At 51.9% G+C, this 25,426-nt stretch carries 17 protein-coding genes; 6 read left to right on the top strand and 11 right to left on the bottom strand.

Going from position 1 to position 25,426, the window contains the following annotated elements; genetic code table 11:
* Positions 1 to 50 precede the first annotated feature (50 nt).
* Positions 51 to 4,856, bottom strand: coding sequence for a CHAT domain-containing protein (locus AC5JLP_RS33860; RefSeq protein ID WP_496072281.1), 4,806 nt, complete (start codon positions 4,854 to 4,856; stop codon positions 51 to 53).
* 71 nt (positions 4,857 to 4,927) lie between these two features.
* On the opposite strand from AC5JLP_RS33860, the gene AC5JLP_RS33855 reads away from it, so the two are divergent.
* A complete protein-coding gene (locus AC5JLP_RS33855; protein ID WP_496072280.1) occupies positions 4,928 to 5,146 on the top strand; it encodes a hypothetical protein in 219 nt (72 codons plus the stop codon).
* Positions 5,147 to 5,166: 20 nt separating this feature from the next.
* On the opposite strand, the gene AC5JLP_RS33850 is transcribed toward AC5JLP_RS33855, so the two are convergent.
* The 6 genes from AC5JLP_RS33850 to rfbF all read right to left on the bottom strand — a co-directional run bounded on the left by AC5JLP_RS33850 (position 5,167) and on the right by rfbF (position 11,235).
* The gene (locus AC5JLP_RS33850; protein ID WP_496072279.1) at positions 5,167 to 6,477 is read right to left on the bottom strand and encodes an NAD(P)H-dependent oxidoreductase; all 1,311 of its coding nucleotides are present in this window, start codon (positions 6,475 to 6,477) and stop codon (positions 5,167 to 5,169) included.
* A 52-nt stretch (positions 6,478 to 6,529) separates the two neighbouring features.
* The gene (locus AC5JLP_RS33845) at positions 6,530 to 7,486 is read right to left on the bottom strand and encodes a glycosyltransferase family 2 protein (RefSeq protein WP_496072278.1); all 957 of its coding nucleotides are present in this window, start codon (positions 7,484 to 7,486) and stop codon (positions 6,530 to 6,532) included.
* An 84-nt stretch (positions 7,487 to 7,570) separates the two neighbouring features.
* Complete coding sequence (gene rfbC / locus AC5JLP_RS33840) at positions 7,571 to 8,119, bottom strand: dTDP-4-dehydrorhamnose 3,5-epimerase (RefSeq protein WP_496072277.1); 549 nt, start codon at positions 8,117 to 8,119, stop codon at positions 7,571 to 7,573.
* Positions 8,119 to 9,147: an NAD-dependent epimerase/dehydratase family protein gene (locus tag AC5JLP_RS33835; protein ID WP_496072276.1), complete on the bottom strand. Its 1,029-nt coding sequence runs from the start codon at positions 9,145 to 9,147 to the stop codon at positions 8,119 to 8,121. Before AC5JLP_RS33835 ends, rfbC begins: the two co-directional genes overlap by 1 nt.
* A 21-nt stretch (positions 9,148 to 9,168) precedes the next feature.
* Entirely contained in the window at positions 9,169 to 10,383 is a 1,215-nt protein-coding gene (gene lhgO / locus AC5JLP_RS33830) for an L-2-hydroxyglutarate oxidase (RefSeq protein WP_496072275.1), read from the bottom strand.
* A 78-nt stretch (positions 10,384 to 10,461) separates the two neighbouring features.
* Entirely contained in the window at positions 10,462 to 11,235 is a 774-nt protein-coding gene (gene rfbF / locus AC5JLP_RS33825) for a glucose-1-phosphate cytidylyltransferase (protein WP_496072274.1), read from the bottom strand.
* Positions 11,236 to 11,609: 374 nt separating this feature from the next.
* Here rfbF and AC5JLP_RS33820 point away from each other — a divergent pair, with 374 nt between their 5' ends.
* From AC5JLP_RS33820 to AC5JLP_RS33810, 3 genes are all read left to right on the top strand, one after another.
* Complete coding sequence (locus tag AC5JLP_RS33820; RefSeq protein ID WP_496072273.1) at positions 11,610 to 13,166, top strand: cation:proton antiporter; 1,557 nt, start codon at positions 11,610 to 11,612, stop codon at positions 13,164 to 13,166.
* 320 nt (positions 13,167 to 13,486) lie between these two features.
* Positions 13,487 to 14,035 (top strand): pentapeptide repeat-containing protein, encoded by a 549-nt coding sequence (locus tag AC5JLP_RS33815; protein WP_496072272.1) that lies wholly within the window; start codon positions 13,487 to 13,489, stop codon positions 14,033 to 14,035.
* A gap of 101 nt (positions 14,036 to 14,136) precedes the next feature.
* A complete protein-coding gene (locus tag AC5JLP_RS33810) occupies positions 14,137 to 15,801 on the top strand; it encodes an FAD-dependent oxidoreductase (RefSeq protein ID WP_496072271.1) in 1,665 nt (554 codons plus the stop codon).
* A 59-nt stretch (positions 15,802 to 15,860) separates the two neighbouring features.
* Here the strand turns inward: AC5JLP_RS33810 and AC5JLP_RS33805 are convergent, their stop codons facing one another.
* Both AC5JLP_RS33805 and AC5JLP_RS33800 read right to left on the bottom strand, forming a co-directional pair.
* Complete coding sequence (locus AC5JLP_RS33805; protein WP_496072270.1) at positions 15,861 to 16,442, bottom strand: NADPH-dependent FMN reductase; 582 nt, start codon at positions 16,440 to 16,442, stop codon at positions 15,861 to 15,863.
* A gap of 68 nt (positions 16,443 to 16,510) precedes the next feature.
* Positions 16,511 to 19,522 carry a PAS domain S-box protein gene (locus AC5JLP_RS33800; protein WP_496072269.1) on the bottom strand — a complete coding sequence of 1,004 codons (3,012 nt, stop codon included), beginning with the start codon at positions 19,520 to 19,522 and terminating at the stop codon, positions 16,511 to 16,513.
* A gap of 511 nt (positions 19,523 to 20,033) precedes the next feature.
* On the opposite strand from AC5JLP_RS33800, the gene AC5JLP_RS33795 reads away from it, so the two are divergent.
* Positions 20,034 to 20,249 carry a hypothetical protein gene (locus AC5JLP_RS33795; protein WP_496072268.1) on the top strand — a complete coding sequence of 72 codons (216 nt, stop codon included), beginning with the start codon at positions 20,034 to 20,036 and terminating at the stop codon, positions 20,247 to 20,249.
* A gap of 346 nt (positions 20,250 to 20,595) precedes the next feature.
* Here the strand turns inward: AC5JLP_RS33795 and AC5JLP_RS33790 are convergent, their stop codons facing one another.
* Together AC5JLP_RS33790 and AC5JLP_RS33785 are read right to left on the bottom strand one after the other, a co-directional pair.
* On the bottom strand, positions 20,596 to 22,866 hold the full coding sequence (locus AC5JLP_RS33790; protein WP_496072267.1) for a transglycosylase domain-containing protein: 2,271 nt from the start codon (positions 22,864 to 22,866) through the stop codon (positions 20,596 to 20,598).
* Between the two features lie 183 nt (positions 22,867 to 23,049).
* Positions 23,050 to 23,232: a hypothetical protein gene (locus AC5JLP_RS33785; RefSeq protein ID WP_496072266.1), complete on the bottom strand. Its 183-nt coding sequence runs from the start codon at positions 23,230 to 23,232 to the stop codon at positions 23,050 to 23,052.
* Between the two features lie 154 nt (positions 23,233 to 23,386).
* On the opposite strand from AC5JLP_RS33785, the gene tkt reads away from it, so the two are divergent.
* Entirely contained in the window at positions 23,387 to 25,402 is a 2,016-nt protein-coding gene (gene tkt / locus AC5JLP_RS33780) for a transketolase (RefSeq protein WP_496072265.1), read from the top strand.
* Positions 25,403 to 25,426 lie beyond the last annotated feature (24 nt).

The following is a 25,426-nucleotide window of genomic DNA, read 5'->3' as shown; positions in this document are numbered from 1 at the left end:
GACCATCAGAGATTTATGCGCCAACGATTAGATGCAATCGAGCCACTCTGTTACCAGGGGCTGCCGATGAGCGTAAACGCGGCCCAGTAGTAGGGATGAGACAAACGATGATCCTCTATTCGATCGACCAGCGCGATCGGCAACTGAACAGCACCGCCGCGAGTGATACGCAATTGTCCATTAACAATTTGCACATCCCCTTTCAGCATGGCAATTTGAGCCTGCCGAAGCGCTTCTGCTTTGATAGGTGCCGTTTTTAACTGACGATAAAACTCGGTCATCAGCCCCAGGGTGCCCTCGTCGCTCACGTACCAGAGACTCGCTAAAGCTGACTTGACCCCTGCCTGTACTGCAAACCCAGCAAAGCCCAGTTCGGCTTCATCACTACCCAGGGCGGTACGACAAGCACTGAGCACCAGTAGTTCAACAGGTGGATTATTCCAGCCCAGTTGCCGGAGCTGGTTGAGCTGTAGCTTTGTCTGCCAAAGCTGAATATAGGAGTTGCTGAGCGCCCCAGGCTGAAACTCGCTGTGGGTAGCTAGATGGATGATTTGAAAGGGTTCTTGCTGCCGCTCGGCTTTTAAATTCTCTAGCGTAAATGCCTGGTTGAGCAGCGTCGTACCAGTCCATAAATCCCTGGTGATGAGTGATAGCTCCGTTGGTACGGCTGGCAGTGGCGGCTGGTCAGTAAACTCAGATGCGCCCATTGCCAGAACTTTCGCGTTTTTAAGGCTGACGTAGCGAGTGTCTGTCAGGCTCAGGCTCGGCATTAGCCCAACGCTGTACTTTTCGACGAGAAATTGCCGCCCATCGTGCAGTGCGCCCATCGGCAGAAAGCGAAGCCCGGTATCGGAAATGTACGCTAAGTTGCCAATGCCGCGTGCCTGTAGCTCTGGCTCGATCGGCGCGACGAGCCACTGATAAAGCTGTTGTGAGGGCGCTAAATAAGTGGTTGTGCGATTCTTGCGCGGGTCGGTAATTTCGTTGAGAAATTGATGAACGACTCGCAAGACACGACTGCGGGTGGCACCGGGAACAAGGCGACGAATCGGCTTACCGTTGGCAGTGACCACAAGCAATTCAAGCTGGTCGTTGCCATTTGCCAGTGGTTCTTTTTGCCCTTCAGCGTAGAGCAGACGATCGTGGCGGGATGGCTGCAATGCCCCTTCAGTCTTTGCCACTGGTTCGATCGAGTTAGGCTTCTCTAAAGCAAAAGACTTTGCTGACGTGAGCGTCTCTTCTTGCTTCGCCAATACCGTTCGCGGTCTTACTCGACTTGCAGGGATAGAATTGATCGCCACATTGGGCGGCACAAAAGAGGCGTAGACCAGGGCTGGCTTGACCCCCGAAACATCTCCAATCTGGCCCAGGATATTGCCTGCTTCTAAAGTGGTGGTGGGAATATCGTCTGGCAAATCCAGATAGGCATCAAACTCATCGATCGCATTTTCCTCAAGCGTAGCTTCAGTTGTAGCAGGGTCATCCCAACCGCTAGCCGTGCTTTCAGGGGCCTCTGGCAGCGGTGGTGCTTCTGGTGTGTCAATGAGGACATCTGTAGGATCATCCTGAGGTAGTTTGGGTGGTTCCGGTGGCGACGGTTCGGGTGTGGGTTCTGGCAGTGGTGGTTCGGGTGGGGGTGGCGCAGTCGTCAAAATCTGAATCGACCCCTGGCTGAAACTTTGAGAAAAGGATAGCGTTGGTGAGATGGTATTGGGTGCGGTAGAAGAGCCATTGACGATCGCGCCAGCCGTACCGTTCGTGGTGGCATTTCCTACAATGAACGGCACATTTAACCCACCGCCACCATGTTGAATCGTGATGGCACCACTGCTATCAGCCGCTGTGGTAATGGTTGCTAGAGGGTTGGCGCTGGTAAACCCTGTACCGCGCACAAATTGTCCAGCCGTCAGGGTGACCGTTCCGCCAAAGCCGCCCGCTTGAGAGGCACTAGCATCGATCGATGACACCGTGATATCTGCATTGCTGCTGGATGCCTGTAGTGCAACATTACCGCTTTGAATGAACCCAGTGGTCAAGAGATTGCCTGCGGTAATAGAGCCAGCCGTACTGGTGATCGCGATCGCCCCACCGTTGCTTCCCTCTCTGCTAAACGGCACCGCAACACTTGTGGTGATGTTGCCAGTTGTAATATTGCCTTGTGCCACAAGGGACACATTACCTGCACTCTGTGCGCCTACAGTCGTAATGTTGCCAATAGCTAAACTACCGCCAGCCGTCACGTTGACTGCTCCGCCTGTATTGCCAACTCCCATGCCGCTTTCAAAACTCGTGGTGTCGATCGCGGTGGCTGTAATGTTTCCGGATGCCGATAGTGTAGTGGTTCCAGCATTGGCAAACGGTACAGCTGTGGTCAGCGTACCTAGAGTCAGGCTTGCCCCAGAAATGGTTAGATCGCCAGACGTTTTCCCCGTACTGGTGGTAATGGTATCGCCTGCACTCATTGAGAAAGAACCGACACCATTGCCATCGGCATCGGCTCGAAAGGTAACGGATGTCACGCCCGCTGTGAGAGCAAGTGTGCCGTTGACCAGTGGCTGAATGACGATATCATTGGTGGCTTCTAAAATGACAGTGCCCTCTGTACTTTGGAGAGCGTTCTGCGAGATGGTAAGCGTCGCGCCTGGAAAATCACCGCTAAAGATGGTGGGAAGTTGCCCATCCGCAGACCCATAGCCAGCGCCTGACACGATCGTGATGTTGGCCGGATCTAGCAGCACAGTCCCCAACGTACCCACCGGAGCGGTAGCATCGACCATCCCCCAATAGGCAAGGCTCCCTTTACTAGACACTTCAACAAACCCACCGTTGCCTGCCTGAGCGCCACCACGCGCACGAATACTGCCGATAAATTGCGTTACGTCATCTGACCAGAGTGTGACCCGCCCACCCGATCCGGTTGTACCTCCATCAGCCGTAATGACCGAGCTAGCATCCACTACTGTGTTGGAGGCGTTGGGGACAGCATCCTGCCCTCGTTCGCCACCTCCTAACAAAATATTGCCCCCGCCTGTGGCACCAGACGCACCAATGGATGCTCCGATCGCTGCCACCTGCTTCCCTAAAACCTGCACCGTACCACCCATAGAAAAGGCTCCTATGGCAGTACCTGATGCATCGACAAGTCCACTGGCGATTGCGGTGCTTGACTCAATGGCAATACTCTGCTGGGGCACGGCGACTAAACGAATCGTGCCATCGGGATTGACCGTAATGCCCGTCGCGCTTTGCAGGCTACCACCCGTGAGGAGAGCAGGCAAGGAAGCGATCGGCAATGTCCATGTATTAGGCAAAGACGACTGCAAGCCGTTTGAATGCAGCTCAAAGCTCAGCAAACTTCCGGGCTGAGTTAACCGAATGACCGACTGCCCCGGAATGGCGGCGATCGTGATTTGCCCTCCCGGTGCTGCTAGTGTACCTGTGTTGACCACCGTGCCACCGAGCAAGTTGAGGCTCTGTCCAGCGGCAACCGACAGAGTACCCGCATTCACAATTGATCCAGGCTGTTTCACCGTAAAGGCAAAGGCATTCGGGTCACCTATCAACGTTGCGTAGTCATTGGAGCCGATCGCGCTAAACCAGCCATCATTCAACCCAATCCCAGTTGCCGTAGTAGCAGTAAAGGCACCCGGTACATTTAAGCTGGCATTTGCCCCAAAAATGATGCCAGCAGGATTCATTAAATACAGGTTGGCAGCGCTGCCAGTCACCTGAATCAAGCCGTTGATCACAGAGGCATCCCCACCCACCACACGCCCCAGAATATTGCGCGTTTGCGGCGTGGCTAGAAAATTAGCAATCTGGTTCGTTGACACTCCAAACTGCTGGAAGCTCTGGAAGAGATTAGCGCCATCCTGCGATCGCGTGCCACCGCTAATATCAAGCTGATTGCCATTGGGAGTCACGATCGTGTTTGTTCCATCGGCAGCAGGCACGATCGGCTGAGCTTGAGCCGTCTTTGTAAACAAGACATTCATACTGGGCAAAAAGGCCAGTGCCCCCATCGCAGCCACTTGCGGCAACAGCGAACATATCGGCTTCAACGCCTTGATTGAACACACTTTACGACGCAAGTAAAAGCGGCCCGTTGGCAGTTGCACCTGAAGCTCAAATTGTCTATCTAGCCCGCGCCGCTGCAACGCCCGCTGAATCACGGTTTGCGATCGCAGCACCTGCTCTAAACGCCATTGCTGGGACGCATTGCCCTCGTGATGGCGGTAGTAATAAAGCGGCTGTTCAAGATGGCGCACCTCCGTTACTTCCGAAAGGCGCAAGCAGAGGTCGTAATCTTCAACATAATCAAGCGACTCATCAATGCCGCCAACCGCTTCAAACACTGATCGCCGCAGCAACCGAAAGTGAAACGTCATAAAATCGAGCAGCAGACGCTCTTTGCTATACGGAATCTGACAGCGCTGCCCATAGCCCAGCATGCGATCGTCGCTATCCACATCCCAGTAGTCGGTATAGACCATACCAACGGCAGGTTGCTGGCGAAGGATCGGAATAGTGTCCTCCAGAGCGTTTGGAGCCAAGCGATCGTCGCTATCGATCCACCCTAGATAGGCTCCGTGGGTGTGGTTAATAACTCCCTGTAGCGATCGCACACGTCCCTCATGGGGCGCTGTAATCACTCGCACTCGCGCATCACGATCGGCATACGTGCGAGCAATCTTCAGCGTGCGATCAGTGGAGCCATCATCCCATACAACTAATTCAAAATGTGGGTAGGTTTGCGCCAGAACACTTTCAATGGCAGAACCCAGAAACCTCTCCCGGTTGTAAGCTGTGATGATGAGAGAGACGCATTCTCCAGAGCGATCGTTGCAGCGCTTCATATCAGTTAAGCCATCTTTTGTGAGCGGGATTCTTGATCAGGTTGGCACACAGGCTTCTAAGCCCTGCGATCGTGTCCCTTGATTGGATGCTCAAGTATGCCCATTCTCCCCAACCAAAAATCTCTCGCTACATCATACTCAGTGCAATCACCAAGGTCATAGATATTCTTGAAGGGACACGAGTGTTAATGTTTTTTCAAAATGAGTGTGCGATCGAATTGATTGCAGTCGATTGCCTTAAACGCCTAAACGGCAAAGATCGCTTCCATGAAATGATCTTTGCCGTTTGAAAAGATGGGAGCGTCAACGCTTATACCGCAGCAAGCATCGGAGCTGGAGCGAAATACGCATTCTGCTCAGCCCGCAGCTTGTCGCAGAGGCGGTTCGGTGGCAATTCTACATCGTCATATGTGAGTGCCTGATCTTTAGGAATATCGCGCTTCAGGCGACAACCCTCAGCTAGTCCCATCGGCAAGAGGTTTTCTGCCTGCACAACTGGTGAGTTTTCGCACTGTCCATAGGTCATGTAGTAACCGATGCCATCCAGGGTTTCGCCCGCTTTCAGGTCAATCTTAGCGACAGTGATCACATCCACAACAGGCCCCGCGATTGGAGCCATAACCGCATCATGAAACAACACGACACGCGCGACAGAGAGTGGTACTTCAAAATGGCACAAGTGATACGGTGTGTAGAAGCTGTACAGTGGGCCTTCGCCTAACTTATAGAGGTTGAGGTAATGCTGCTGCTTTGGATCATCATGGGTGCCGAAGACAAAGACCCCAGGCCCAGGCTTTGAGCCAACCACATAATCGACGATGCCACCCAGTTCCTTGAGTTGGTCTACATCGTACATGTCGGTCATTTCATCCACATGGCCTTTGAAGTCGTAACCCAGCATCCCACGCTTAGCCACCTTCATGCCTGTCGCGTTCGCCACGATCGCCTGCTCAAACGAGATTTTGCTCCCATCGGCAAAACTTGTGACCATATGCGCTTGCTGTCCCCACTTCTTAGCAAACCCTTCTTGCGTGGTGGGATTGCGATACGGGTCTTGCAAGCCTTTGATATTGCCACACAGCAAGGGGGTCAGCCCAATGCTCTTCACAAAGCGATAGAGGTTCATCTCCACACCGGGCTGGTCACCATCGCAGGCAGAGAGAACGACTCCAGCCCGATCAGCATACACTTTAAGAATAGAGCCGATGGTACCATCCAGTTCGGCATTCATTAAAATGACATGCTTTTTGTGCGCGATCGCTTCTAGAACAACCTCGGCACCAAATTCGATCGTGCCTGTCACTTCAATCAGTGCATCAATGCCCTCAGCACGGCACAACAGCATCGCATCATCCGTCACCGCATACTTCCCCTCGGCGACAGAGGCTTCCAGGCCAGCTACCGTATGCACAACCTGAAACGATTCGATGCCCGCCTCAGTGTAGGCACGTTTTGCCCCATCTAAATTGCGATTAAAAATCGCTACTAGCTCCATTCCTGGAACCGAGTTTGCAATTTGGTTCGCAATGCCACGTCCCATAAAACCAGCACCAATCATGCCAACTTTTACAGGCTTGCCCGCTTCTGCACGGGCTTTTAAGGCGGTATCGACAATAAACATGGGTAACTCCTGGTAAAAAATCTTGCTTAGACTGATGTTTCCTTATTGAGAATTAATGCGCTCTCGTCTTCACCTGGCGCAATGAGGCCACTTGCTGAGGCTCTGGGTACCCCTGAAACACATACTTGATAAGCCCTTGAATTTCTCCAATCCGAAAACCTAATCCCCATAGCCACCAGGCAAAGCCTCCCCGCCCTCGCCGAACATTGAAGATCGACATCACGAGCAGCCTGAGTCCATTCATCAACGTTGAACTCAGCCCTGCCAGCCGATTCAAAATGACGAATCCACCCGGTGTTACCCCGTGGTATCTGGCAAGCAGCGGCGAATCTTTGCCCCAGTTATGCCCTTGTCGGAAAAGGGCTTTTAGCGTATGACGCAGACGGTAATGAATCAAGGCATCCGGCACAAAATGAAGTGCGAAGCCTGCGAGTTGAGCCTGCCAGCAGTAGCCCGTGTCGTAGCAACAGAGAATGGAGGTGTCCAACGGCCCTACCGTTTCATAGAGTCTGCGCGTCATCCCAAGGTTGCAGCCACTGGCATACATCAGGTAGGGAGGCGCATCTGTACTACCGATTAAGCCTGTTTGCTGAGGTTGATGACCGCCAGCAACCGTCAACCAATTGGGATTTAGCTTGTTGTACTCCAGACGGCCTGCAACGAAATCAACGGTTGAGAGTGCGCTGCCCATCGCGGCAACCCAACCAGGGGCAACCTCATCATCTGACTCACAAAAAGCAAACGCATTTCCGGTCGCCGCCTGTATGCCTACGTTATAGGAGTGAGCAACAGGTTGTCGCGGTTTTGATGGGTCATACGCATTGACGATGCGAAGGTTGGGGAGGCGATCGCGGTAACGCTCCACAATCGCCATCGAATCATCCGTAGAACCATTATTGGAAACAACGACTTCCCAGCTGCCAGACCACTGCTGTGCTGCCAGTGCTTCAAGTTGGGTCGCAATGGTTGCAGCACCATTAAAGCAGGGCAAAATCACACTCAGTTTCATAGAATTACTTTAGTTTTGGTAGATCACCTCACTACTTTAAGTTAAAAGGAAATTAGTTCTGCCACTCTATCTACCGTTACGGGTTCAACCGACTGGGGTAGGGATAGCTTCAAACAGAGACCAGGCTGCATCTTTTTCGGAAATGACCGTCACAGGCATGGGCCATTCGATACCAAAGGTTGGATCGTTGTAGCGCAGACCTCGCTCATAGCCTGGAGTGTAGAATTCTCCAACCTGATAAACGACTTCAGCTCCGTCGGTTAGTGCTTGATAGCCATGAGCGAACATCTCTGGCACATATAGCGCTCGTCGGTTCTCTTCTGTTAACTCCACCCCGATGTGCTGCATATAGGTCGGCGAATCAGGACGCATGTCGATAATGACATCGTAGATAGCGCCCTTGGTGCAGCGTACCAGTTTGGTTTCGCAAGCAGGCGCAACCTGGTAGTGCATGCCTCTGAGTGTGCCTGCCTTGTAGTTGAAGGACAGATTGCATTGAGCAACGGTTGGCTTCAGCCCATGGTCTTCAAACTCTTTGGCACAAAAGGTGCGGGCAAAACCACCGCGATCGTCACTCCGCACCTCCAAGTCAATAATGAATGCGTCTTTCAACTTTGTTTCGATGAATTTCATTACTTGCTCCAAAAGAAATCTTTGTCAATTTGCTGGGTGCGAATCAGGTACTCAAGCTGCTTCAAACGAGTAAAGCCGCGTGACTCAAACACCTCTTTCGTCATATCAATCCGGTTGAACAGATCAAAAAGCTGCTGTGCGCCCCGTTGAGCGTTCCAATCGCATTTGAAGCCCGGTAGCTGAGTATTGATCTTCTCAAAGGAGACTCGGTAGCTCCGGTTGTCTGAACCACTGTCGCCAAAGCTCAACTGGCAACCCTCGAACACGCTGGCAATGATTTCAGCAATTTCCTTCACACGATAGTTATTTGCGGTATCGCCAACGTTAAACACTTGATTGTGCACGATGTCGCGGGGTGCTTCTAAGGCGCAGGCGATCGACTTCGCAATGTCCAGCGCATGAACCAGCGGTCGCCAGGGGGTGCCATCGCTGATCATTTTGATCTCTTTGGTTGTCCAAGCAAGTCCTGCCAGGTTGTTCAGCACAATGTCAAAGCGCATCCGGGGCGATGCGCCAAATGCCGTGGCGTTTCGCATGAAGGTCGGCGAGAAATTGTCATCGGCAAGTGGTCTAACATCCCGCTCTACAAGTGTTTTGCATTCAGCATACGCAGTTTGAGGGTTGACCGGAGTTTCCTCAGTGGTCAGACCGTCGCCACTGGCAACACCATATACGCTGCACGAAGACATATAAACGAAACGGCGAACACCAGCGGTTTTTGCAATTTCAGCCAACCGTACTGAGCCTTTGTGGTTGATGTCGTAGGTGATCGTGGGTGATAGTTGCCCAGTGGGATCATTGGACAATTCGGCCATGTGGACGATCGCCTCGATACCTTTCAAGTCTTCAACCGTGATGTGGCGAATATCTTTGTTAAGGGTTTTAGCGGTCAACTCGGTGCCGTTGTAAAGCCAACCGACTTTGTAGTAACCCGTGTCAACAGCCGTGATTTCATGCCCACGCTCCATCAGTAGGGGAGCCAATAATGAACCAAGATACCCTTCTGTTCCGGTAACCAATACTTTCATTGTTTCTTCCTAATAAGCGTGCTAAACGTTGACGGTTGTGCGTAAGTGCTGTGGTGCTGGGATTTGCGCCACAACTGCTTTACCAATTTCGATTGAAGAGGTTGCCGCAGGAGAAGGAGCATTGCAAACATGGACAGAATTCTGACCTTTGATAATCAGAAAATCATCGACCAGCTTGCCATCGTTCATCAGTGCCTGCGCTCTAACACCTGCATGAGTGGGAATGACATCCTCGGCTTGCACTTCTGGAATCAGACGCTGCAAGCTATGAACAAACGCCGCTTTGCTGAAGGAGCGGATAATTTCCTTGATGCCTTCATCGGCGTGTTTGGCAGCCAGCTTCCAAAAGGCGGGATAGGTCATGACTTCAGCAAAGTCACGCAAATCAAAGTCGGTCTTTTTGTACCCTTCGCGCTTGAGGCTAAGCACGGCATTGGGGCCTGCATGAACGGTGCCGTCGATCATGCGGGTAAAGTGGACACCCAGGAACGGGAAGTCAGGATTGGGAACGGGGTAAATCAATCCTTTGACCAGGTAACGCTTTTCGGGGGTTAGCTCGTAGTATTCCCCACGAAAGGGCACAATCTTTGCTTCGGGGTCAACGTTGCCCATCTTGGCGACGCGATCGCTGTGCAGACCAGCACAGTTAACGACAAAGCGCGTTTCAAAGCTGCCTTGATTGGTTTCAAGCACCTGACCTGCCGATGTTTCAACAATCTTGAGTACCTTGGTGTTGAGCCGTAAATCACCACCCCCCAGTTGAACCAGTTCGGCGTACTTTTGGCAAACCTTCTTGTAGTCGGCAATGCCTGTCGAAAAGACCTGCACTCCAGCAATACAGTTGACGTGGGGTTCAATCTCCCGGACTTCTTCTGCGGTGAGCCGTTTGACTTGAATGTCGTTTTGCAAGCCGCGCTGATAGAGATTTTCTAGCAACGGTAGCTCTTTCTCTTCAGTCGCAACGATCACTTTGCCACAGACTTCGTGGGGAATGTCATGTTCCTGGCAAAAGGCGACCATTGATTGGGCACCCGCGCGACAAAAGGTTGCTTTGAAGCTCCCCGGTTTATAGTAAAGCCCAGAGTGAATCACGCCGCTATTGTTGCCCGTTTGGTGAAAGGCCCAGCGGCTTTCTTTCTCAAGCACCAGTATCTTTGCATCAGGATAGCGCTGGGTCAGGGCAACGCCCGTAGAAAGACCGACGATGCCACCACCGACGATCGCAAAATCGTACATAAATCTTTGCCCTTAATGAGTTTGCTTTGAGTAAAACGGTCGATCGCGTGGTGCAGTCTACTGTCAGGTTCGCCAGACCTACCAGACTTTCCAGGGGGCCTTCCCTTTCTGCCACAAATCGTCTAGATAGTTTTTATCCTTGAGAGTATCCATTGGTTGCCAGAACCCATCATGCCTGAAGGCTGCCAGCTTGCCATCATGAGCAATCTTTTTAAGCGGTTCGTGTTCCCACATCACGGTGTCGTCTTCGATGTAGTCAATGACTTCTGGTTCTAGAACGAAGTAGCCACCGTTAATCCAGGCTCCATCGCCTTCTGGCTTTTCATGGAACTGCTTAATTTTAGTCTGCTCTTTTGTCAGGGAAATTGCGCCAAAACGTCCAGGAGGTTGTACGGCTGTCAGGGTAGCCGATACGCCTTCAGCTTTATGGAATTCAATCAGCCTGGTGATATCAACATTGCTGACACCATCCCCGTAGGTGAAGCAGAAGGTTTCATTGCCAATATGTTCGCGTACGCGCTTGAGTCGTCCACCTGTCATTGTATTTTCGCCTGTATCGACGAGCGTGACACGCCAGGGTTCGGCATTCCCAGCGTGAATATTCATCTGGTTAAAGCGCATATCAAAGGTGACATCGGACATGCGCAGGAAGTAGTTTGCAAAGAACTCTTTGATGACATAACCTTTGTAACCACAGCAGATGATGAAGTCATTCACTCCGTGAGCTGAGTAGGTTTTCATAATGTGCCAAAGAATTGGCTGACCACCAACTTCAACCATTGGTTTCGGCTTGATTGTTGTCTCTTCACTTAATCGCGTACCTAATCCGCCAGCCAATATCACTGCCTTCATGCAACACCTCTTAGGAATCTGCGGCAAACAAAAGATTACGCTCACTATGCTAAACGCCGTACTTAGGTATGTCAGTAAAGGGATGGTGAGTCAGTTAATGGATTCGTGAAAAAACCAAGAAGTTCTGAGATAACGTGCTGAACTTTAATACACAGTCACGTTTTACTTTTAATAAATTTTAAATACGGTTGCAGTTAAGCCGTTTAAGGCTGGACTTAGTCATAGTCATCAGCTTTAAGCGCTTTAGTGAGCGACGTTGACCCTGGGCGAGACTGTTAATAAGAGGCTGTGGAGATAGCGTTTGGTAATGGAAAACACGGTTTCTGCCTACAACCATCGCTCAGGATAGGGCATTCTGACATGATTCACACGTTATGAGCTTCTTGACCAGTGCTACCGATGTTGCGATCGAGAAAGACCTGAAGCAGTTTCTCTTCATCTTGCTGGTTGCCTTGAGTGCGGCAGGTCTACCCAAAATCTTTTCGGCGCTGCGCCAAGTTCCCTATACGTTGCTGTTGGTCATTGTGGGCTTGGGTCTGGCGCTGGTGGATGTGCGGTTGCTGGATTTGTCTCCGGGCATGATTTTGATGATTTTTTTACCGCCACTTTTATTTGAGGCGGCGTGGAATATGCGGTGGTCAGAGCTGCGAGAAGAATTACTGCCGAGTGGTCTTTATGCGATTGGTGGGGTGGGGTTATCGATCGCCACAGTCGGTTGGGCGCTCCATGCGTTTGCACATATTCCCTGGATGACAGCGTTGTTGGTTGGTGCATGCCTATCGGCAACCGATTCGGCAGCGGTGATTGGGTTATTTCGTGAAGTTGGGGCTGGTAAACGGCTCACAACGCTGCTTGAGGGGGAAAGCCTTGTCAACGATGGTGCCGCGGTGGTCGCCTTTGGAGTGCTAGTCGAGTTGGCGGTTGATCCACAACCTGTGCAGCTTTCAGCCACCGTGCTGCGCTTTCTCGTGGTTACGGGGATTGGCTTAGGTATTGGCGGACTGATCGGTATCTGTGTAGCTTTTTTGACGCAGCGGTATGAACTGTCGTGGGTGGAGCAGTCGCTGACGATCGTGACGGCTTATGGTACCTATTTGCTGGTGGAAGAGCTTGGGGGGTCTGGCGTGATTGGAGTGGTCACAGCAGGTTTGGTGATTGGCAATTTTAGCGCCAAAGCGGGAGTTTTACCCACGAAGCGATCGACAATGGTAGAGTTTTGGGAATTTATCATCTTTTTCGTCAATTCCATCCTGTTTCTACTGCTCGGCGATCAGATTCATCTACCCAATCTGGTGCGAAATCTTAGCACCACGAGTATTGCGATCGCGGCGATCGTGCTGTCTCGCGCCTTAACTATTTATGGCTTTAGTGCGCTGACCAACTGGCTGGCAAACACCAAAATTCCCTGGCGAGAGCAAACAGTTTTGTGGTGGTCAGGTTTGCGTGGCTCGGTGTCAATTTCGCTGGCGCTCAGTATTCCGATCGTGGTTATGGGGCGCGAAGAAATTATCGCAAACTCTTTTGGTGTGGTGTGGTTTACGCTGCTAGTGCAGGGTTTGACCGTCAAGTTTCTGTTAGAGAAGCTGCATTTATTGGATGATCAGTCTTTGCAACAACAGTATTTAGAATTAATTGCTCGTCGAGATGCACTTAGTCAGGTGGCCTCTCATTTAAGTCAAACTGATACTCAAGTGACGATTAATCCCGAAATCCTACGATCGCAACTGGAGTTTGTCCAACAGCAGCTTCAGCAGTTACAGATTGATATTCAGCAGATGCAAGAAAAACATGCTCAGCTGAAAGCCTTTAGCTTAGAGCAACATCAAAAAGAACTGCTGTCGATCGAGGCTGGCATTTATGCAAAATTTGTACAGTCTGGCTTATTAAAAACCTCTCCGCTACCCATGATGCAAAAGGCATTTGACGGCTGAGTTAGAAGGAGGCAGAAGGATAGGAGTGGGAAGTAGGGAATGGGAAATGGGAGTGAACTGACCGCTGATGGCTCAAAAATAAAAGGCTGAAAGGAGAGGGGAAAGGCGGCTTGAGGTTTATGGCGATCGCCTGATTAAGATACGCCTGCATCTTTAAGCTGAATACTGAACGCCAAGCTAGCGAACAAAGTCTCTCTTCGTAAAAATTGCCCTGGAGCATCATTCATCGCCTAGTCAAGGTTTGAAGGGAATGAACGCGCTAGACTTTTCACTAATGACTGACTGATCGTGCAACCAGCATCCAGAACGGGGGAAGTGTTATGACTAGCATCGGCAATGGGGCTGAACTACTGGAGCGCTATGCTGCCGGAGAGCGGGACTTTAGCCATACAACGCTTGGGGCGATCAATTTAAAGGAAGCCAATCTGCAAGGGATCAATCTCCAGCACGCGGATCTGGAGCACGCAAACTTGCTCGATTCTGACCTGATGGCCGCAAATTTCAGCAACGCGAACTTGAGTCAGGCGAGTTTGCAAAAAACAGATCTGACCCAGGCAACGCTAGAAGGTGCAACTTTATACAAAGCCGATATGCGGCAAGCCAAGCTGCATGGCACCAAGCTACGAGGCGCTGATTTGAGGTGTGTTAATCTTTCCAGTGCCGATCTCAGGGATGCCGATCTTAGGGATGTGAACCTCGGCGGTGCGGATCTGCTCCACACGAGTTTTTACCGAGCAAATCTGGTTGGGGCTGATTTGAGAGGAGCAGACTTGTTTCAGGTGCATCTTCAAGACGCTTACTTTGATGAAAAGACTCAGTTTGATCCAGGGTTTGATCCAGTGCTCTTAAAGATGCAACGCTTGGGCTGATCGCTTTGGGATGCCTCTAAACCAGTACGATCGGGCGTTGCGCTGGCTGTGTAAACCAGGTAAAGAATTGAAGTAACTGCAAAAAGCATTAGGTAACCTGCATGGCTAAGCCGGTTGTTCTGACCGTTGATGATGATCCTGAAGTGCTACAAGCCGTAGCGCGAGATTTGCGACAGCAGTATGGCGATCGCTTTCGCATTATGCGTGCAGAATCGGGTGCGGTGGCAATGGCAACCGTCGAGAAGCTCAAGTTGCGGAATGAACCGATCGCCCTTTTCCTGGTTGATCAGCGCATGCCGCAGATGAACGGCGTTGAGTTTCTGGAGCAAGCCCTGCCCGTTTTTCCAACCGCTAAGCGTGCTTTACTCACGGCATATGCGGATACCGATGCGGCCATTCGTGCGATCAACTCGACGCAAATCGATTATTACTTGCTGAAACCGTGGGATCCGCCTGAAGAACGCCTTTACCCTGTGCTGGATGACTTGCTGGCTGACTGGCAGGCTAATTTTCATCCTCCGTTTGAGGGCATTCGTGTGGTGGGTTCTCGCTGGTCGCCGCGATCGCATCAGGTCAAAAGCTTTCTGGCGAGTAATCAGGTGCCGTACCAGTGGCTCGACGTTGAGCTAGAAGCAGAGGCAACGCAGTTACTAGACTACGCCACGATAGGCGAGCAGCAACCGTTACCACTGGTGTTGTTTCCCGATGGGACGCAGTTGATACAGCCATCTAACGCCGAAATTGCAGAAAAGGTTGGGTTAAAGACCCATGCAACTCGCCCTTTTTATGATCTGGTTATTGTGGGTGGTGGGCCTGCGGGTTTAGCCGCCGGGGTTTACGGAGCGTCGGAAGGCTTGAGTACCCTGATGCTTGAACGACAGGCTCCGGGTGGTCAGGCTGGCTCTAGTTCTCGCATTGAAAACTACCTGGGGTTTCCCGTAGGTTTAAGTGGTGCTGACTTAGCACGCCGTGCGGTGACGCAAGCGCGCCGCTTTGGGGTCGAAATTTTGGCACAAGAGGCGATCGACATTCGGGTTGAAGACCCCTATCGCATTGTCAAATTAGCTGATGGGAGTGAGGTAAGCTGCCATGCCTTGATGATTGCGACGGGCGTATCTTACCGCAAGCTCAATGTGCCGGGGATCGATCAACTGAATGGTGCTGGCGTTTACTATGGTGCTGCGATGACAGAGGCGATCGCTTGTGGCGGCGAGGATGTCTACATCATCGGGGGGGCCAACTCAGCCGGGCAGGCCGCAATGCACTTCTCAAAATATGCCCGCCAGGTGGTGATGCTGGTGCGGGGCGAATCGCTGACTAAGAGCATGTCGCAGTATTTGATTGATCAAATTGGTGCAACAGAGAATATTAGCGTTTGCACGGGCTGTAGCGTGGTTGAAGTGAAAGGGACGGAACACCTGGAGGCGATCGTCATTGCCAATGCCGAAACAGGCACGACCGAAACGGTTCCAGCCGCGTCCCTATTTGTGTTCATTGGCGCTAGTCCGCGCACAGACTGGCTGGACGGTGTGGTGGAACGAGATCAGCAGGGCTTTATTTTGACGGGTCGAGATTTAACGCGGGAGAAACAGCGACCAAAAGGCTGGCCGTTGGAGCGTGACCCATTCTTGCTAGAAACCAACGTTCCCGGTGTGTTTGCGGCAGGGGATGTGCGGCAGGGGTCTGTAAAACGAGTAGCATCAGGAGTGGGTGAAGGCTCGATCGCCGTGCAGTTCATCCACCAGTATCTCAGCAAGTTGCTGTAAGGTCTTGTGACCGCATTGATCGGTCACCGTCTCCAATCAGAGCCGACTTGTGCCGTGCATCATGCCTTGAGCTTGGCGACGATCGTCGCCACATTGGCACCAAGGCTTTCTACGCTTGCCTGCTGCTTAGGGTCTTTGAGCTGACCATCATCGCCGAATGCTTCATAGGCTTTGGGCACGGCAATTTGGTCTGGCAGCACGATAACTTTGATGTTGCCCAAAATTGATCGTGCATGCATCAGGCCACGTAAGCCACCCAGCGCACCCGGAGAAGCACTCATTAGCGCTGCCACCTTACCTACAAAACAGCCTAGTGGGGCTTCCCCTTCGGCGGGGCGAGAAGCCCAGTCGATCGCGTTTTTCAAAACTGCCGTAATGGAGCTGTTGTATTCCGGCGACGCAATCAGCAGCCCATCGTGCGCCAGCAGAAGGTCTTTGAATTGACGTGCCCCTGATGGAAGACCTTCCTTTGCTTCCAGATCTTCATCAAACAACGGCATGGCAAACTCTCGTAAATCTGCAAACGTAGTGTCTGCGCCTACCGCTGTTGCGCCCTGAGCCGCAATCTTCACGAGACGTTTGTTGAACGAATCGGTTCGGGTACTACCCGCAAAAGCCAGGATTCTGGGTGTATAAGTCATGGAATATCACCGTGTCTGCAAACAATGGAAGGACGCAGTTGCTTCTCAAGTGTAGGACAGACCATCCCCTACTGGGCTTGCTGCTTCAACGGGATTTCGATCGTAAACTCAGTGCCTTCTCCAGGCGTTGAAGCACACTGCAATGACCCGCCATGTCGCTCAGTGACAATCTGATAACTGATGGATAAACCCATGCCAGTTCCCTTACCGACAGGTTTGGTGGTGAAGAAGGGATCAAACAGGCGTTGGCGAGCGGCTTCAGGAATGCCAGAACCGTTGTCCGCGATCGTAATAATGATGCGATCACTCGCTCGAATGTCAGTACGAATCCGAATGGTGCCAGGGGGTTGCTCGTTCCCTACTACCGCAGTGCGTTCGTATCCCTCATCAAGCGCATCGTTCGCAGCACGTGACGCACTTCTTTCAAAACTTTCTTCTAAAGCGTCAATCGCATTGCTAAGGATATTCATAAACACCTGATTGAGCTGCCCTGCATAACATTCGACCAGTGGCAAAGCGCCATAATCTTTGACGATCGCAATTTCAGGACGATTGTATTCCCGCCCCTGGCTGCGTAGCTGTTGGGCCTTGAGGCGACTTTGCAAGATCATCAACGTGCTGTCAATGCCGTCGTGAAGATCGACTGCTTTAAACTCGGCTTCATCCATGCGAGAAAACGTTCGCAGAGAGGCCACAATTTTTTGAATGCGGTCTGCTCCCACCTTCATTGAGGCCAGTAATCTGGGCAGATCGGTCATCACAAACTGAATGTCGATCGCGTCTGCAACCGTCTCAATCTGTGAAGTGGGGGTTGGGTAATGCTGCTGATACAGGTTTAGGAGGTTGAGCAAATCCTGGGTGTATTCATTGGCGTAGGTCAGGTTGCCATAGATAAAGTTGACGGGGTTATTAATCTCATGGGCGACCCCTGCCACGAGTTGCCCCAGGCTCGACATCTTCTCGCTTTGCACCATTTGCGCCTGCGCTTGCTGAAGCTCTTGCAGCGCTTGTTCTAGCTGCTGTGCCTGCTGCTGAGCGGTATTGGCTGCTGTGACACTTTGATTGTAAAGTTCTGCCTGATTGATAGCGATCGCCAGTTGGCTGGCAACCGCTTGCAGCAGTTCAATTTCCGAGTCGCTCCAGGGTCGTACTGCGCTGTGATGCCCACAATGAATACCGCCCAACTGCCCAGAGAGAATGTGTACTGGCAGCAACAGCTCGGAGTGATAGCCGTAAAACTGTAGAATGTCGCGCGCTTCTGGCTTGAGATGGGGATCGGTCGCGACATCATCCACGCGATAAAGCGTCTGGTTCAGCAGGCTTTCCACGATCGGGTTATGGCGATCGGCAGGCTTGCTAAGATCTTGCGGGTAGGTGCCAAGAAAGCTGGGGAAGGCAGCATCGCGTGATTCGTGCGTAAATTCCAGGCTGGCAAACTGGTCTGATTGAACGTGATACCAACAAAAGCTACAGCGATCGATTTGCAGCAAGTTGCGGACTTCGTGTACGGTCGTTTGCAAAATGGTGTCCAGATCTAACGAACTGCGAATCTGGTTTGCCACCCGATTGATCAATGCTTCGCGCTGCACTAGTTCCCGTAACTGCGCTTCGTTTTGCCGTAGCGCCGCTTCAGCCTGTTTCCGTTCGGTAATATCTTCGGTGATGGCTAACAGGTACTGCGGCTTACCCTCTTCATCAAACACCGCTGTTTTCTTGGTGTGTAAGATGCGAGCCTCACCATTCGTTATGACCAACTGTTCTGGAATATCGAGAATGTGCCTGCTTTTTAGCACCTGGCGATCGTTCTCAGTCAATGCTTCGGCTTCTTCAGGAGGCAAAAGATCATAAGCATTCTTGCCCATTACGTCTTTAGCAGTTGCGCCCAGCACGGCTTCAGCGGCTGGGTTCCACAGCACATAGCGAAGGTCTTTTGCCTCTTTCGCGATGACGGCTACGGGCAGCGTTTTCAGCACAGACTCTAAAAATTTGCGGGTGTGTTGCAGTTTGGCTTCAGCTTGATCCCGCTCGTGTAAGGCTGCCTGACGTTCATGGATCTCTTGCTGAAGCTGCATCACCGTTTGCTGAAGCTCTTGTGTGCGTTCCTTCACCCGCATTTCCAACTCGTCCTTCGCTTGTTTGAGCGCGGCTTCTGCCTGTTTGAGTGCCGTAATGTCGCGCATCGTGCCTACCATAAACCGATTGCCAGCCGCATCATAAAGGCATGATTTCTTCGTTGAGAAAATATGGGTCACGCCATGCAGGTTGGTAATGCTTTCTTCTTCTTCTCGATCGATTCCGTCATCCAGCACAAGCTGATCTGCATCCCGAAAGAAGTCAGCCTGTGCGGTATCGGGAAAGACATCATGATCATTTAGCCCGATCACCTCAGCCCGGTTCCAGCCCATAAATTGACAGAATGGATCATTGAGGACAACGTAGCGATGCTGCTGATCCTTCACAAAGAGGGGATCGGCTGTGGCGTTGATGATATCGTTTAAGAACGTGGGCGAACTGTGCGCGATCGCGTCTGCCTGAATCGGTTGCGTGAGACGTTCTGGTGTGGCAGTGGTGGATGGGTGATGGTCTAAAGATTCACACCGTAGTGCCGCTTGCTCAGAACAGGCTTGCACCATCGACACTAGCCCTGTGATCTGCCCCTGTAAGTCAATCAGCGGTGTATTATGCCACTCACACGTTATGAGGCGGCGATCTTTGGTAAGAGTTGGGTTGCAGGTGCGATCGCTTTCGCGCTGTTGCAGCCATGTCTGCATCACCTGATGGCTATGTTCTGGTGCTAACAAAGTTGTGGCGTGACGACCCATAACTTCTTGTCGGGTATAGCCTAAAAGCCTCTCCGCTGTAGAGTTCCAATCCACAACTTCTAAGGCGGCACTCCATTCAATAACGGCGATCGGTGCCTGCTGCAACACCACTGAGAGCTTCTGCTGCGAAGCGTTGAGTGTGTATTCAATTTGCTTCGAGTGCAGCAACCGCTGTTCAACCTGCGTTAGCATTGCCGTCTGCTCAGCCAACCGTTGGCGCAGAACGATTAATTCTTGGGATGACGATTCAGAAAGCATGGTGACTCTTTAAAGGGCACTCTGAAAATCCACGGAACTCGGTCTCAAACAGCGAGAGGGAGGCGATCGCGAAACACGTTTGCCTGAGGCGTCCATCCAACGGTTGAATGGATACGAAGCATCTACGGCACAATGCTTCTCTTAAATAATCTTAATGCTCAAGCGAGGTGAACCAAGCTTGATCCTGTCAATTCTGCCTAATCGATTGATGAATTTTGGATAAAGACGATACCCGTGCCTTACTTTCTTAACTAATAGGACTTACGCAGTCACTCCCTAAATCCCCCAATTCTGGGGGACTTTGAGTGCTTGCTCCCCCAAATTTGGGGGCTGGGGGGCTAGTTTTAGAGAATTCGCGTAAGTCCTGACTAAGCAAGTACTTGATTAATCTCTGAAGTGCGCCTTTTCACAGATCATCGATCGTGTCACTAGAGTAAATTTATGGCTGAGGGCCGAGAACAGCTACCCTGGATTAACGGCTAAGTCTTTGGGGTCGATTGGGGTGCATCGTTTGAAACCCAACACTAGCGATGCTTTTACTGGGTTTCGCTTTGCTCATGCCCAGCGTGCAACTCATCAAGCGATTCAGATGATTGATGAGTCAAGTGTAGAACCAAATTTACTGTGGAACCAGATCCAGATCATGCCAATGTTCTTAACGCCAGCTTTGTATTTCTACCCCGCTGTCGTGCTTAAGAGTGAGCATTCTGCTGCGTTTGACCTCTAGGCAGTGGTTTAAAGTTTCTTCGCTGCATTGCCTAGCCGCGCCGAACGGCAGGTTCGCGCGCACAGATCCAAGTTCACTTAAGGAACTAAAGACAAGCTTGCAGTCTCTTTAGTGGACTTCATACCGTGAACCAGAATTTTCGAATTACGGGCGAGAGAGCAGCGTGATGACGGGTTTTCAAACGCGCACTAGTGGTCTGTCAAGACTTATTTTGTGAGTTTCTCACTTACAAAAGAACAACCTTTGCTAAACCCAAAGCACAAAATCAAAACTGACGAACCACTAGAGCTTTGGATTGGCATGATGGCGATCGCCCAAGTGCAATTAGTAATGTTGATCGCCCGTCTCAACGAGCAATTTTACCCATATAATTGCCCCAAAGCTGTGCCGCTTGACCACTGCTGCCAGAGGTTGGTGAGTTGTTATCATTGCCTAGCCAAATGCCCGTCACCAAACTGTTAGGGATGTAGCCAATAAACCACAGGTCTACGTTATCGTTTGTGGTTCCAGTTTTACCCGCTTCGCCCTGACCGATCGCCGCCGCTCGTCCGGTACCCCCACTCACAACCCCTTGTAGAAGGTTGGTCATGGTTTCGGCAACGTCTGGCTTCAGCACAGGCTGGTTCCGTTGAGCGTCTTGCTCCATGCTGTAAATGACCCGACAGGACTTAATATCTTTGGGGTTTTTGCAGTCGCCGCCATCTAAAACGCGCCGAATCGCGCGTGGGGGATTGCTCACGCCACCATTGGCAAAGATGCTAAAGGCACCTGTCATCTCTAGCGGCGTGACCTCACTCTGACCAATGATTAATCCTGGGGTGGCTTTTAACTCAGACCGAATGCCCATACGCTGAGCGGTACGAATCACGTTATTCAACCCTACCTGCTGTGCAATCCGCAAGGCCACCACGTTTTCGGACTGTGCCAACCCGGTGTACATGTCCAGGCTACCGCTGCCTGCATGACAGCCTGCAAAGTATTGTCCATCCCAGTTTAGGGGCGCACAGGAGTAAGCATTGTTGGGTGAAATACCCTGCTCGATCGCCGTTGTGTAGGTAAACACCTTGAAGGTCGATCCTGGCTGGCGCATGGCCTGGGATGCTCGGTTGAACTGACTTTTCTTGTAGTCCACACCGCCAACCAGGGCAAGAATTTCGCCTGTTTTGGCATCCAGGGTAACGATCGCGCCCTGAGAGTAACCATTGCTGATACCTGGGCCATCCACAGCATCGCGGAGACTGGCTTCTGCTTTAGACTGCATCTGAAGGTCAAGCCCGGTTTCAATAATAAAATTGCCTTCCTCGGCAAGCTGTTCACCCAAAAGCTGCTGGAGTTCGCTGAAGACATAGCTGTAGTAATAAGGCGCGATGACGCTATCCAGTTCAGCCTTTGCCTTGGGATTTACGTCTATACGCGATCGCCGTGCCCGCTGAATCTCTTCGGCACTCGCCATGTTTAACACGGCCATACGATCGAGCACCCCGTTGCGAAGTTCGATCGCTTTGTCGTAGTTGCGTGCTGGGTTAAAGCTATTCGGTGCAGGCAAAATCCCCACCAGCATTGCCGCTTCAGATAGGGTTAAATCCTTTGCCGACTTACCCAAATAAAGCTCTGCCGCATCCTCAAACCCGTACGCCTCATTGCCCAGGTAGACCCGATTGAGATAAGTCAGCATCAGAAAATCTTTGCTGTAAACCGTTTCCAGCTTCAGCGCTACCGCCGCTTCGCGCAATTTGCGTCCAGCAGAATCTTCCGTGCCCACGTATTGCCGCAGTAGACTGCGAGCAAGCTGCTGAGTGAGCGTACTGCCACCTTCTTTAATGCCGCCACCGCGGACATTTGCCACCAGTGCCCGCAGGGTGCCGATCGGATCAACGCCTAAATGCCAGTAATAGCGAGAATCTTCAGAGGCGATCGCGGCGTTGGCTAAGTAGGGTGAGAAGTCCGACAGGTTCTTAAACTCGGTGTGAGTTCGATTGGTCACAGGGCTAAGTGGCGTTTGCCCATCCCGTGCATAGACCACAAACGGCCCCTGCACCGACGCAGGCAAAGGACTCACGGAAAACTTTTGCCATTCGATGAGTACAGCGACAACAGCCAGTGCCGTGATCCCGCCAAGGCCGTACATGCTGTAGCGAACGGCTAGAACGTACCAGGGGGGCGGATCGATAAATTGAATGCGGACAGCCGCCGCTAATTCCGGTGGGCCAAGGGTATAAACGGCGTTATGACGCAGTTGGGTCGATCGCACCCGTCGCTTACCCCGATAAATGCCGTTGGTAGAATTTTCGTCTTTGAGGAAAAAGGGCGGACGAAAGAGTGCCCCCAGTAATCGTTGTCGGCGGCTATCTCGGTTCAGCGTCAAATGTACCTGGCTCACAACCGGGTTGCGTACCACGATGTCGCACGACTTGGAACTGCGCCCCAGCACATAACGATCGCCTAGCAGTGGGTAGACATCTGCCTGGGTTGCCGCTGCATCCTGCACGCGCAGTTCAGGCACCCGTGCATTTGGCTTCAGTTGCAGCTTAGAAAAATTGATCTTCGCATGAACCGTCTGCACGGCCTGGGTAAGCGCGCCTAACAGCGTTTGCGATCGACGAGGGGGCGGGGTCATGAGTTATCTACGCAAAAGATTGCCACCAACACGGTCAAGCTTCAGAAACACAGTCGCTTCTGTGCGTTCCGGTCTACTTCAGCCTTATTCTAGACAACCGTTGTCATTTCGACGCTTGACTTCTGCCCCTGCTTGACGAAACTATAAGCAGACAGTGGCGATACGGCGGTCAGCTATCAGCTTTCAGCCATCAGCCTTATTTCTACTGAACCATTGACCACAAACCGAACTTTGAGTATCGCGTTTTAACCCTGCTTCTGCCAGCCGATAGCCGCCCTCTGCCCCCTGCCCCTGATAGCTGACCGCTGATAGCTGACCGCTCATCACTGTCATTTGCCAGATTTGCTTGCACAAAGGATAGATCATTGGCAGGTTAAGTTATAAACTTTAAACGATGAGCAATAGGTATAGTTGCTTACTGTTCGTAATCTGTATAATCATTAACAGCCTTTGTTCGCCCTTGGCTGTCTGCCGCTACCTGTCTGCCCACCCCCACGCCGTTATTAAATTAAGAGAAGTCATGGCTGTCGCAACCACCCAAACCCTCGAACAACTCTGTATCAACTCGATCCGCTTCCTGTCTGTGGATGCGGTTGAAAAGGCAAAATCTGGTCATCCTGGTTTACCAATGGGCGCTGCACCGATGGCGTTCGTGCTTTGGGATCAGTTTTTACGGTTCAATCCCAAGAACCCCAAGTGGTTCAACCGCGATCGCTTTGTGCTGTCTGCGGGGCACGGCTGCATGTTGCAGTACTCGCTGCTGTATTTGACGGGGTATGACAGTGTGTCGATCGACGACATCAAGCAGTTTCGCCAGTGGGAATCGAAAACACCAGGGCACCCTGAAAACTTTGAGACTCCTGGGGTAGAGGTGACGACTGGGCCACTGGGTCAGGGCATTGCGAATGCGGTTGGGCTGGCGATCGCCGAAGCGCATTTAGCCGCCAGGTTCAACAAGCCGGATCTCACTCTCGTAGACCACTACACCTACGTGATTTTGGGCGACGGTTGCAACATGGAAGGCGTATCGGGTGAAGCCTGTTCTCTGGCAGGGCACCTGGGTCTGGGCAAATTGATTGCGCTGTACGACGATAACCACATCTCGATCGACGGCTCAACTGACATCGCCTTTACCGAGGATGTTTCCAAACGCTTTGAGGCGTATGGCTGGCATGTCTTGCACGTTAAGGATGGCAACACTGATTTAGAAGGGATTGCCAAAGCGATCGCGGAAGCAAAAACCGTGACTGACAAGCCCACCATGATCAAGGTCACGACGACAATCGGCTACGGTTCTCCCAACAAGCAGGGTACCGCCGATGCTCACGGTTCTGTGCTGGGGCCTGATGAAATCAAGCTGACCCGCGATAACCTGGGCTGGGAATACGAACCCTTTGTCGTACCCGATGATGCTCTGGCCCATTTGCGCAAAGCGGTCGATCGCGGAGCCAGCCTGGAAGCGGAATGGAATGAAACCTGGGCGCAGTACAAGACCAAATATGCAGAGCCAGCCGCCGAGTTCGATCGTCTTTTGAATGGCAAGCTGCCCGATGGTTGGGAGAGCGTACTGCCCACCTACAAACCCGAAGACAAGCAATTAGCCACTCGCAAGCACTCCGAAATCACTCTAAATGCACTAGCTAAGGTGCTGCCAGAACTGATTGGCGGGTCTGCTGACCTGACCCACTCCAACCTTACCGAGTTGAAAGGGTCTGGCAACTTCCAGAAAGGACACTACGAAAACCGTAACGTTCATTTTGGTGTGCGCGAACACGGGATGGGCGCAATCTGCAATGGTATGGCTTTACACGGATCAGGTCTGATTCCCTATGGGGCAACGTTCCTCATCTTCACCGACTACATGCGGGGTGCAATTCGCTTGTCTGCACTGTCGCAAGCGGGCGTGATTTGGGTGATGACTCATGACTCTGTGGCACTAGGTGAAGATGGCCCAACGCACCAACCCGTGGAGACGATCGCCTCCTTGCGAGCGATTCCCGACCTCATCGTACTGCGTCCTGCCGACGGCACAGAAACATCTGGTGCTTACAAAGTAGCGGTACTCAACGCCAGCCAGAATCGTGCTACCTTGATCGCCTTTTCGCGTCAGGCCGTACCAAACCTGGCAGGTTCGTCGATCGACGGTGTGGCAAAAGGAGCCTATGCGGTCATTGACTCCGACGGGACACCGAATGTGATCTTGATTGGCACAGGCTCTGAAGTGGGTCTTTGCGTCAAAGCTGCCGAACAGTTGACCAGTGAAGGCACTAAAGTCCGTGTGGTCTCAATGCCTTCGTGGGAACTTTTTGAAGCGCAGGATGCTGCCTACAAGGAATCTGTGCTACCCAAAGCGGTGACCAAGCGACTGGTTGTAGAAGCGGGTATCAGCATGGGCTGGCAGAAATACGCTGGCGACCAAGGCGACATTCTTAGTGTTGATCGCTTTGGCGTTTCGGCTCCCGGCGGCACAATTATGGATAAGTTTGGTTACACCGTCGAGAATGTGGTTGCAAAAGCAAAAGCATTGCTGGGTTAAACCGTTACAGAAACGTCCTGACTG

It is taken from the genome of Stenomitos rutilans (assembly GCF_059505485.1).
Note: the sequence above shows the minus strand (reverse complement) of the source record. Positions and strands in the feature narration are given on the sequence as shown.